This window comes from Mycobacterium sp. NPDC004974, assembly GCF_053600815.1.
The window spans coordinates 412,437-423,637 of the sequence record NZ_JBSGAQ010000002.1; the positions used below are offsets into that span (position 1 = coordinate 412,437).

The following is an 11,201-nucleotide window of genomic DNA, read 5'->3' on the forward strand; positions in this document are numbered from 1 at the left end:
CCCCACCAGGCCAGTATGCCGGAGCCCCTTGGACATCACCGCAGCGACGACGCCGTTGGCGATGTATCAGCACAGGCACCGCAGTGGCCGTCGACACCGCGCCCATGTTCAGCGGGGTCAAGCCGGGGCTTGACCATGCCGCAACGTCCGGGTGTGCCATGGATGTCGTGACGCATGAACCCACGACGCTGACAGATTCCGACTACGCCCGCGCCGAGCAGATGCTCGCTCCCTATCGTGCGCGCCGGGTGCCGGGCAGCTCACTGCAGCCACAGTGGCTCGCCGACGGCGCCAGGTTCTGGTACCGGATCGGCACGCGCTACCGCATGGTGAACCTCGCGGACAAAAGCCGCCAGGACGCCTTCGACCATGCCAGGCTGGCATCGGCGCTGTCGGCTGCCTCCGGCCACGCGGCGGAGGGGACCGACCTGCCGATCACCGCAGTCGACATCCGCGACGACGCCACCATGCGGTTCACTGCGTTCGGCGAGCGGTGGCAGTGGTCCGACGATTCGGGCCTGAGCATCGGCGCGGCGGCGCCGCCCGCGCCCGGCGAGGCGCCGTCACCCGACGAGGCCTGGGTGGCGTTCCGGCGCGACGGCGATATCTGGGTCCGGCGCCCAGGGGAGCCGGAATTCGCGCTCACCGACGACGCCGAACCGCTGTTCGATTACGGCGGCTTGCCCGATACGACCGGAGGTCGTGCGCTGATGCGAGCAGTCGGCCTGCCGCCGTTGACGATCCTGCACTGGTCACCCGACTCGACCCGAATCCTCGTGCAGCGCATCGACCAACGGGATCTCCCGGAGCTGGTCCTCGTCGAGTCGGCCCCGGCCGACGGCGGCCGGCCCGTCGAACATCGCACCCGGTACACCATGCCCGGCGAAGACGCGGTGGCGACCATGACGTGGAACGTGCTGGATGTGGCCGAACGGAAGGTCATTCCCCAGCAGACCGAGCCCACGCCGATCATGCACAACACCGCCCTGGTGTACGCGTGGTGGACAGACGAGAACACGGTGCACTTCCTGCACCACTCACGCGACGCACGCACCTTGGAACTGCGCCGTCTCGACCCCGCCACCGGAGAGGTGAGCACCGTCATTAGCGAGACCGGTGAAACCCGCGTCGACCCTGCACCACAGCTGGGTGAGCCGCACCTGGTGCGGGTGCTGAAGTCCGGCGAGATCGTGTGGTGGTCCCAACGTGACGGTTGGGGCCATCTCTATCTCTACTCGGCCGACGGCCGGGAGGTCACCCGGATCACCGAGGGGCAGTGGCTCGTTCGCGCGCTGCTGTGGGTCGACGAAGACCGCAGGCAATTGTGGTTCGTCGCGGCCGGTCTCGTCGAACACGATCCCTACTTGCGGCAGATCTGCCGGATCGACCTGGACGGTGCCGGGTTCACCCGGCTCACCGACGACGACCTGGACCACGACCCGGTGAGTCCGCCCGACGGTGGCTACCTTGTCGATCGGGCATCGTCGCCGAGCCTGCCGCCGCGTTCGGTCGTCCTCGACGGTGACGGAAACGAACTCGTGGAACTCGAATCCCCTGACACCGCCGCACTGGAGGCCCTCGGGTGGCAGCCACCGGAACGGTTCCGGGTCACCGGCGCGGACGGCAAGACCCCGATCTACGGTCTGCTGTGGCGCCCCCACGGCTTCGACCCCCAGCAGCGCTACCCGATAGTCGAACACATCTATCCGGGGCCCCAGGTTTACCGCGCCGGACCGTCCTTCGACCCGCCGCACCAGGGTGAGCCCGAGGCATTCGCGGCACTCGGGTTCGCGGCCATCGCCATCGACGGGCGGGGTACGGCCGGGCGCAGCAAGGCTTTTCACGATCACTCCTACGGAGACCTCGGCAACGCCGGAGCCCTGGACGACCACATCGCCGCGATCCGAGAACTGGGTCACCGTCACTCGTGGTTGGACACCGGCCGGGTCGGTATCACCGGGCAGTCGGCGGGCGCGTTCGCCGCAGCCCGTGCGGTACTGATGTACCCGGAGTCCTATCACGTGGCCGTCGCGACGTCCGGCAACCACGACAACGCCGTCAACCTGGCCATGTGGGCCGAGCACTACCACGGTGATGTGAGCGAGGACGGCAAGCACGCCATCTCGAACACCACCCTGGCCGCCAATCTGACGGGCAAACTGCTGCTCATCCACGGCGAACTCGACGACAACGCGCACCCCTACATGACGATGCGGTTGGTCGACGCTCTCATCAAGGAGGACAAAGATTTCGACCTGATCATGATCCCCGGCGCCGAACACGCACTGCTTGGCCGGCAGCACTACTTCCTGCGCCGCACCTGGGACTATTTCGTCAGGCATCTGCACGGCACCGAGCCGCCGGGCTACCGGCTCACGTCGTTGCCGCTGCCGACCCTAGGGGGCTAAACCGCGCACGGCCTTCAGTCGTTTGATGCGCATCAACTTGACCAGATGCGCGACGCCGTACTGTTTGTAGCCGTTGCTGCGGGTGTACCGGCTCCGGCAGTGACGACGGTCGGGATCGTGCGTCGGTGTCGGTGAAGTGTTCGACTCCTGTTGCGGAGGAACCTGATTCCCGTCAAGTGCGTCGAAAGCACGGCGGCGGCGTAGCCCCGCCGGGTAGACAAGCAGTCTGTCGACGATCACGTGCGGCGTGCGACCCACACGGCGCGCTCAGTGCGTACTGCAAGGTCATCGCGACCCAGGATGCTGTGTGGGCCTTCGATGTCGAGCAGCTGATCCATCGCAATGAGGTCATCGACCGAGAGCACGTCGGCCGCGGCCCTGCGCATACCGCGGAGACTGTGGAGTGCGTAGCGGCCTACCGCCTCGGATCGGGAGTGCTCGATGTTGACGGTGATCGTGCGTTCAACTTCGACGGTGAATCCGGCAGCGGTGAGCCTGGGCCCCCAGTCGGCACCCCGGTGGGGTAATTGGCCGGCGTGGCGGCGGTCAATCGCGTTGTGGCAGCGCGTCTCTAGGCCAGGCTGGCCCATTGGGGCATCATCGGGCAGAAACCGGGGGAAGCCGGCGAGTTCGACAACGGCGAGGAGTCCGCCGGGGGCGAGAGTGTCATGGACCCGGCGCAAAGTGTCGTCGGGATCGGCCATGTGGTGCAGGGCGGCCGACGCCCACACCAAGTCCGGTTCGCCGAGGTCCGGCCATGTCGCGTTGAGATCGGCCTGAACGGTGCTTACGCGGTCGGCCACTCCAGCTTCGCAGGCCCTTTCTCGCACGCGCCGCAGGTGACTGACCGCGGAGTCTACGGCGGTCACGTGCGCCTCAGGGAAATGTGCGAGCAGGGCGAAGGTGCCCGCGCCTGTCCCGCAGCCCAAATCCAGGATCTGGTGAGGGCACACGTTGACGGGCAGCAAAGCGGTGATGGATGCGGTGTGCTCGGCAAGTAGTTCCGCGTCGAGGTCGAGGATTTCCGCCTGGTCCTGGACCCCACACCGATCTGCGCCGTGAGCGCCGCGGTCATGCGCGGATAACGTCATGCGTCGACGGTAAGTCGAGGCATGCGCTTCATGCACCACGTCTTGCGCGGCCGGCAAGGCGAAGGTTGCTCGAGCCGACAGATGCGCAAGTAGTCAGGAATACAAGCGGGCGATCCGATCACCCTGGCCGTTGTTCCCTGCGGTCGTCTCCTTATCGGATTGGTGCGCCCGGCGGGCGTCGCGGTCGAAGATGCCCAAGATCTCACACGGTCCACCCTCGGCGCCGATCGCGTGCGGCAGCATGGTGGGAAACTCGGCGGCCTCGTTGGTCTCCACCCGTAAACGACGGTGGCCGAGCATCAGCACCGCGGTGCCGGACAGGACAACGAGCCACTCTTGCCCCGGGTGAGCACGCATGCGTGCGGGATTCTCCGGGGGCGGGTTCGTCATGCGCATGCGTACCACGGTCATGCCGGAATTCGCCTTGATCGGCCACCGCATTACCCCGTGGGCCGCATCGACCGTCGGGTGAGAGATCACGTCGTCGGCCTCGGTTTCGACCAACTGGTCCAGCGACGTGTCCAGGGCTCGAGCGATCGTGACAAGTTGGTCCAAGGCGAGGCGTCGTGAGCCTGTCTCGATGCGACTAAGCGACGACGGACTAAGTCGTGCCCGGGTGGCCAACTCATCCAAGGACCAACCCTGCGCAACACGCAGAGCGCGAATGCGTTTGCGCACCAGGCTGTCCAGATCACCACTTTCTTGCGTCATAGGCATGATCATATGTCGATATGGCAAGGCGTGCCTACGCTCATCACATACCGACCGGCGACCGGTCTGGACCCCAACTAACACGAGAAAAAGGGTGGGACGACGCCTGTGACAACTGCCGACAGAGTGATGGACCTGCTGCCGGGTGATGTGGTTGACGCCGTGGTGATCGGCGGCGGGGCCGCAGGCCTTAGTGGCGCATTAATGCTGGCCCGCTTGCGCCGCTCGGTCATCGTGATCGACTGCGGCACTCCCCGCAATGCACCCGCCGAGGGCGTGCACGCCCTGCTCGGCCTGGACGGCACACCGCCGGCGGAACTGCTGCGTCGCGGCCGCGAGGAAGTGCGGCGCTACGGCGGGCGAGTCGTAGCCGGCGAGGTAACCTCCGCCGCCCCGGATGCGCCCTCTGCGGAGGGAGATCCGCGCTTCACCATCACGCTCTCCGACAGTCGATCCGTGCAGGCGCGCCGCGTGCTGGTCGCCACCGGACTGCGAGACAAACTCCCCGACATCCCCGGACTGGCCCCGCATTGGGGCAAGGGCGTCGTGCACTGCCCGTTCTGCCACGGGTGGGAGGTACGCGATGAACCCATCGGCGTCTTGGCAGGAGGTTCGGGCTCGATCCTTCACGCGCAGCTGTTCCGCCAGTTGACCGAAGACCTCGTGTACTTCACTCGCGGCACCGAGCTGGACGAGGACACCCGTGCTCGATTCGCCGCCCGCGGTATCCGCGTCGTCGACACCCCGGTCGCGGAGATCCGGTCCGACGAGACGGGCATCACGGGTGTGCGGCTCACCAACGGACAGGTCGTGCCCCGACGCGTCGTGTCGGTACTCACTTGGATGCAGGCCCGCACCGACGGTCTCGATGGCTTGCGGCTGCCGATGGCGGATCTGCCGGGCGGCATGGGCCGCGGCTTGGTGACAGGGATGGCAGGAACCACCGAAGTGCCGGGTGTGTGGGTCGCCGGCAACGCCACTGATCTGGCTGCGCAAGTCGGCGCGGCCGCGGCTGCGGGCGCCCTCGCTGCCTCGCACATGAACGCCGACCTAGCTATCGCCGACACGAATGCGGCCCTGGTTGCCGTGCGGTCTCGGACCACTCCCCCCGCTTTCGGGCGGGAGGAGAACAGTAGATGACGCTCCCCTGGCCGCCGACCGCCGATGGCGTCGACGAACTAGTAACTCGCACAAGGGAAGTCATCGCGATCGACAGGTCCGATTACGCAAGCGTCGGCGAAGGCATTCGGTGACTCGTCTCGTCAAGCGTGCGTGGATTCCGCTGCTCATAGTGGTTGTCGTCGCGATATCAGGATTCGTGGTCCATCGCATGCACGGCATGTTCGGGTCCGACAACGAGGTCACGCGCCCCGGCGCCGGCCTCGCCGAAGACCCCGAGCCGTTCAACCCCAAAGTTGTGAAGTACGAGATCTTCGGGAAGGAAGGCGCCGTGGCGACTATCAACTATCTCGATCTAGACGCCCAGCCGCAGAGGGTGAGGGATGCCCCTCTGCCCTGGTCGGTCACTCTCAGCACCACTGCGCCCGCGGCGAGTGTCACGATCGTCGCCCAGGGCGACGGGGACAGCATCGGCTGCCGCATCACCGTCAACGACGAAATTAAGGACGAGAACACGTCCGTAGGCGTAAGCGCTCAGACTTTCTGCCTGGTGAAGTCCGCATGAGCGACAACCGTATTGCCGCCCACCCGGCCATTCCGCGGTTCCTTCGCGTGTTTTGCGTGCCGGTATTGCTGGGATGGCTGGCGCTAACCGCCATTGTCAACGTCGTCGTGCCCCAGTTGGAGGTCGTCGGCCAGGAGCACGCGGTGTCCCTGACTCCAGACGACGCGCCGTCGCTGCAGGCAACGATGCTGGCGGGCAAGGTCTTTGAGGAGTTCGGCTCCAATAGCTCGGCGATGATCGTGCTGGAGAGCGAGAAACCACTCGGCGAGGAAGCACATCGCTATTACGACGGCCTGATCAAGAAGCTCGAAGCCGACACCACGCATGTCGAGCACGTCCAGGACTTTTGGGGTGATCCGCTGACCGCGGGGGGCGCGCAAAGCCCCGACGGCAAGGCGACTTACGTCCAGCTCTACCTCGCCGGCAACCAGGGTGAGACGTTGGCCAATGAATCCGTCCAGGCGGTCAAGAACGTGGTAGGCGCTACTCCGCCGCCGCCCGGTTTGAAGGTCTTCGTCACCGGACCGGGTCCGATGGCCTCGGCCCAACAGGACGCGGGCGACAAGAGTCTGCAACTGGTTACAGCAGTGACCATGGGGGTCATTGTGTTGATGTTGCTGCTTGTCTACCGCTCTATCGTCACTGTGGTCTTAGTCCTGTTCATGGTGATGTTTGAGCTGATGGCCACCCGGGGCGTCGTGGCATTTCTGGGTTATCACGAAGTGATCGGGCTCTCCACGTTCGCAGTCAACCTGCTTACCTTGCTCGCGATCGCTGCGGGCACCGACTACGCGATCTTTTTGATGGGCCGATATCACGAAGCACGTCGAGCCGGCGAGGACCGCGAAACCGCGTACTACACCATGTACCGAGGGACCGCTCACGTCATCCTAGGCTCGGGTCTGACGATCTCCGGAGCAACCTTCTGCCTCAGTTTCACCCGGTTGCCGTACTTCCAGACCATGGGTGTGCCCTTGGCGATCGGCATGCTCGTCGTAACAGTGGCCGCGCTTACCATGGCACCCGCCCTGCTAACCGTGGCAAGCCGATTCGGCCTACTGGACCCTAAACGCACCATGAAAACCCGCGGCTGGCGCCGGGTGGGCACCGCTGTCGTCCGCTGGCCGGGCCCAATTCTGGTGGCGTCCATTGCGGTCGCCCTAATCGGTCTCCTTGCTCTACCTTCCTACACGACCAGCTACAACGATCGCGCCTACTTGCCTGCCGACATCGAGGCCAACGAGGGCTACGCGGCGGCGGACCGACACTTCTCTCAAGCCCGCCTCAATCCCGAAATGCTCCTGCTCCGAGCCGACCATGACCTCCGCAATTCTGCGGACATGCTCATCGTCGACCGGATCGCCAAGGCCGTCTTCCACCTTCCCGGCATCGCGCGGGTGCAGACCATCACACGACCACTGGGCACACCGATCGAACACACCTCAATCCCATACCAAATCGGCATGCAGGGCGTCACCCAACAGCTGAACCAGTCCTATTCGGAAGGGCGCACCGCGGACCTTCTTGCCCAGGCCGATGACATCTCCAAGACGATCGACATCCTGAGACAACAGATGGAGCTGCAGAAGCAGAACGCCGCAGCCCAAAATGAGCAAACAGACGCCTTTCGCGACATCGTTCCGATCGTGAACGGTTTACGCGACAAGATCGCCAACTTCGACGACTTCTTCCGACCGCTGCGCAACTACTTCTACTGGGAACCTCACTGCTTCGACATCCCCTCCTGTGCTGCAATGCGATCGGTGTTCGATGCCATCGACGGCATCAGCCAACTCTCCGACCAGTTCGGAACCATCACCGCCAGTTTGGACAAGCTTGCTGCCACTCAAACGAAGCTGAATGCCCTGCTTCCGCCCCAAATCGCCAGTCAGGAAGCCAACCGCCACCGGATCCTGACCAACTACGCCACGCAAAAGGGTCTGCAAGACCAGCAAGATCAGCAGGATCAGACGAACGCGATGGGTGAGGCGTTCGACAAGTCCAAGATCGACGATTCGTTCTACCTTCCCCCTGAAGTCTTCGACAATCCCGACTTCAAGCGGGGCCTAAAACAGTTCGTGTCACCAGACGGAAAGGCAGTGCGCTACATCATCTCCCATCAGGGAGACCCTGCAACCCCTGAGGGCATCACTCACATCGCCCAGATCAAAAATGCCGCGTTCGAAGCGATCAAGGGCACACCTATGGAAACGTCGAAGATCTACCTCGGCGGCACCGCGGCGACCTACAAGGACATGCAAGATGGCACCACATACGACCTGATGATCGCTGCCGTATCCGCCCTCTGCCTGATCTTCGTCATCATGCTGATCATCACCCGCGCAGTCATGGCCGCTTTGGTGATCGTCGGTACGGTGTTGCTCTCGCTGGCTGCTTCGTTCGGATTGTCCGTACTCATCTGGCAACACATCATTGGACTTCAGTTGCACTGGATGGTCCTCGGCATGTCCGTGATCATCCTGCTCGCCGTCGGGTCGGACTACAACCTACTTCTAGTGGCCCGCTTCAAGGAGGAACGCGGGGCGGGGTTGAAGACGGGCATCATCCGGTCGATGGCCGGCACCGGCAGCGTGGTGACATCAGCGGGTCTGGTGTTCGCCTTCACCATGATGACATTCGCGGTGAGCGATCTACGAGTAATGGCTCAGGTGGGGACCACGATCGGCCTCGGTCTACTCTTCGACACCCTGGTGGTGCGGTCCTTCATGATGCCAACCATCGCCGCGCTAATGGGTCGCTGGTTCTGGTGGCCGCAGAATGTACGGACCCGACCAGCCCGGCCAGCGAGGCAGTTGGTAGGCGTGGGATCGGCGGGGCGGCACAGCTTAGATGAAGTACCCCAAGGCCAGGGAGCGGAATGAGTTGGCTCAGACGACGGGTGCCGATCCCTGCTGGACCCTGTCGATTTTTGCCAATCATGTTCACACATATGACATTAACGAGCAGGTCACCGCCTTTAGCAGACCATTGGCGGAGAATCCGTTGGGGTTTGGTCGCTTCCGCGTTGCACGGAATACGGATCGCACAAGGAGATGTCGAGATCGGTGGCCCGCACCCGGGGACGACTGTTGGAACCGGAGTGCGAGGCCGCTCGATCGTCGACGGCATTGCGTTCTATGACCGTTGCGCCCAGACCAGCGCTGATCGGAGCGTTCGAACCCTACCGTCGTGGTCGGTGATCTCACGCTGCGGCACATTGTCATCCACCCTGACCAGACTCCAGCTCTCGTCGAGCACCTTCATCACGTCAGCGGTAGAGAAGAACACGGCTTCCGGCATTTGGCCGCCCGCGAAATCTGCATTGGATGGGTGGTGGCCCACGATCAGCAGCGCTCCGCCCGGACGCACTGCCGCAGCGAGCCGTCGGAACAGAACTTCCCGCTGCGCAATGCCGTGCAAATAGTGCGCCGAAACTAGATCGAAGGCACCCTCTGGCGGCACCCAGACACTCAGATCCGTTTGCTCCCAGTTGATTCGACGCGCAACCTCGGCGCCCGTCTGCTCGGCGTGCACGCGCCCACGCTCTAGTGCGCTGGCGATGAAATCAACCGCACTGACCGTCCAGCCGTGGCTAGCCAGCCAGATGGCATCCAATCCTTCACCGCAACCGGCATCGAGTGCTACCCCCGGCGACAGCTGCTCGGCAGTACCAGTCAACGTGCAATTGGGTACGACTGGCCGTCCGTTCGTAGTACGGCGAGCGGATTCCCACCGTTGTTCCCAGAATTCCTGGTCCAGCCCCGGTACCTCGATGCCATGTCGCCGTGGAGTGTTGGTAACGCGTTCATTCCGTCGCCGCTCGTTCATCCTCAATCCCATTCATTAGCCATGGTTTTCGTTGTTGGCGAATGACCGCTTTCAGCGGTTCGATGAGTGCGCACACTCAATCTTTTTCACTGTACGAACGCAGTGCGAGATAGACGGACTACTTGCTAGACACGCAAAATAGGAACACGTGCAGGTGCCCAGCGAGCAACTCCTGGTTGCTTCGCGACGGGCGATCGAGCCGACCCCTACGTGCGGCTGACAACACTCGTCGAGGGGACCGCGCCGCAACGATGCCGAGCAAGCCCCGAGAGCAGGCCAGTCGATCGGTTGAGCCGACGGTCACGCATCGTTGAGGCAAGGGGCATTCAGCACCGAAGTGCCCTCACCGGTGCGCAGCAGAAAGTTCGCAATGTCACTGGCACTCGCTTCCTCAGGCAGCCACGCGAGCAAGGATGCGAGATGCTCGGAGAGCAAAGCGGTCTCGTGACCAGGGGTCGCGAACTGCGGATAGACAGCGCCAACGTGTGCGCGACGGCCGACCGGAGGTACAACGACCAGATTCGGCACTTTCGGCGTCATGCCGACACACTATGAGTGTCGTGCACGTCGTACAGCTACCCTTGCGCATTCGGCAAGGCAGTACCCGCTAGACCTGCCTTACACGCGAATCAATAGGACGTACCGACAAGTCGAACCTAGACCGCCCACGACGGAACCACGGTCTCTGCAGACTGCCCGGTTCACGGACGCTGGAGGAACTCAGAGCAGCGATCTGCCACTTAAGCGGCTGCGACGCTGCCCCTCGCCACATGGGAACCCGGTGCGCACATCGACGTCGCGCTGCCCTAATTGGCTCACCCGCCAATACTTGCTGTGCGGCGACCCCACCAACCGCAACAGTGTCATGGCGCGCTGGGCGAACCGAGTGCACGGTTATTCGGTTGGTGTCGGTCGGCGATCCAAGTGGTCGGTAGGGGTAACACGAGCCGTGGCGGTGGCCGTGGCAATCAGGTTTCCGTCGAGGTCACGGAGTTCGCCCTCTAGGAAGGCGATGGTGGAGCCGGAGCGGATCACTCGGCCCTCGCCCAGGAGTGTTCCTGGTCGTGCGGGTGCGATGAAGTGGACGTTGAGATCGAGTGTCGCGCAGTAGTGGGTCCCCCCGGTTTTCACCAGGATGGCAGGGCCCAGCGTGTCATCGAGCATTGCGGCCAGCAGTCCGCCCTGGATGGTCCCACCCGGATTGCAGAAGGCATGAGCGGCTTGGAAGCTGACACGGACCCTGCCGGTCTGCGCGTCGGCATCGATGAGATCCCAGCCGAGGAGTCGCGCACACGGCGGCTTCGGGAACTGATCAAACACTGTCACGGCTGTTCCTTTCTGACACAATCGTTCTCGGTGGTAGCCCGTCGCCGCGTTGCACGATCGTCGTTGTCGTTATCTATCTCCAATTTCAGCGTATAGGCGTACGTTGCTGGCACGCAGAACTACCCGCCCGCGATCTCGTCCAGTCCCTGGATA

9 protein-coding genes are annotated in these 11,201 nt (G+C 63.7%); 4 read left to right on the plus strand and 5 right to left on the minus strand.

What is annotated here, in order from left to right; translation table 11 throughout:
- Positions 1–158: 158 nt before the first annotated feature.
- Positions 159–2,408, plus strand: coding sequence for a DPP IV N-terminal domain-containing protein (locus ACWEFV_RS06895; protein ID WP_450069582.1), 2,250 nt, complete (start codon positions 159–161; stop codon positions 2,406–2,408).
- A gap of 236 nt (positions 2,409–2,644) precedes the next feature.
- On the opposite strand, the gene ACWEFV_RS06900 is transcribed toward ACWEFV_RS06895, so the two are convergent.
- Positions 2,645–3,499: a class I SAM-dependent methyltransferase gene (locus tag ACWEFV_RS06900; protein WP_450069583.1), complete on the minus strand. Its 855-nt coding sequence runs from the start codon at positions 3,497–3,499 to the stop codon at positions 2,645–2,647.
- Positions 3,500–3,592: 93 nt separating this feature from the next.
- The gene (locus ACWEFV_RS06905; RefSeq protein ID WP_210115447.1) at positions 3,593–4,210 is read right to left on the minus strand and encodes a helix-turn-helix domain-containing protein; all 618 of its coding nucleotides are present in this window, start codon (positions 4,208–4,210) and stop codon (positions 3,593–3,595) included.
- Positions 4,211–4,339: 129 nt separating this feature from the next.
- Here ACWEFV_RS06905 and ACWEFV_RS06910 point away from each other — a divergent pair, with 129 nt between their 5' ends.
- From ACWEFV_RS06910 to ACWEFV_RS06920, 3 genes are all read left to right on the plus strand, one after another.
- Complete coding sequence (locus ACWEFV_RS06910) at positions 4,340–5,350, plus strand: NAD(P)/FAD-dependent oxidoreductase (RefSeq protein ID WP_450069753.1); 1,011 nt, start codon at positions 4,340–4,342, stop codon at positions 5,348–5,350.
- A 109-nt stretch (positions 5,351–5,459) separates the two neighbouring features.
- Positions 5,460–5,894, plus strand: a complete 435-nt coding sequence (locus ACWEFV_RS06915; RefSeq protein ID WP_450069584.1) for an MmpS family protein — start codon at positions 5,460–5,462, stop codon at positions 5,892–5,894.
- Positions 5,891–8,776 carry an MMPL/RND family transporter gene (locus ACWEFV_RS06920; RefSeq protein ID WP_450069585.1) on the plus strand — a complete coding sequence of 962 codons (2,886 nt, stop codon included), beginning with the start codon at positions 5,891–5,893 and terminating at the stop codon, positions 8,774–8,776. The genes ACWEFV_RS06915 and ACWEFV_RS06920 overlap by 4 nt, the downstream gene beginning before the upstream one ends.
- Positions 8,777–9,029: 253 nt before the next feature.
- On the opposite strand, the gene ACWEFV_RS06925 is transcribed toward ACWEFV_RS06920, so the two are convergent.
- The 3 genes from ACWEFV_RS06925 to ACWEFV_RS06935 form a co-directional block, all read right to left on the minus strand.
- Positions 9,030–9,668, minus strand: coding sequence for a class I SAM-dependent methyltransferase (locus ACWEFV_RS06925; protein WP_450069754.1), 639 nt, complete (start codon positions 9,666–9,668; stop codon positions 9,030–9,032).
- A gap of 354 nt (positions 9,669–10,022) precedes the next feature.
- Complete coding sequence (locus ACWEFV_RS06930; protein ID WP_450069586.1) at positions 10,023–10,262, minus strand: hypothetical protein; 240 nt, start codon at positions 10,260–10,262, stop codon at positions 10,023–10,025.
- A gap of 354 nt (positions 10,263–10,616) precedes the next feature.
- Complete coding sequence (locus ACWEFV_RS06935; RefSeq protein WP_450069587.1) at positions 10,617–11,048, minus strand: PaaI family thioesterase; 432 nt, start codon at positions 11,046–11,048, stop codon at positions 10,617–10,619.
- Positions 11,049–11,201 lie beyond the last annotated feature (153 nt).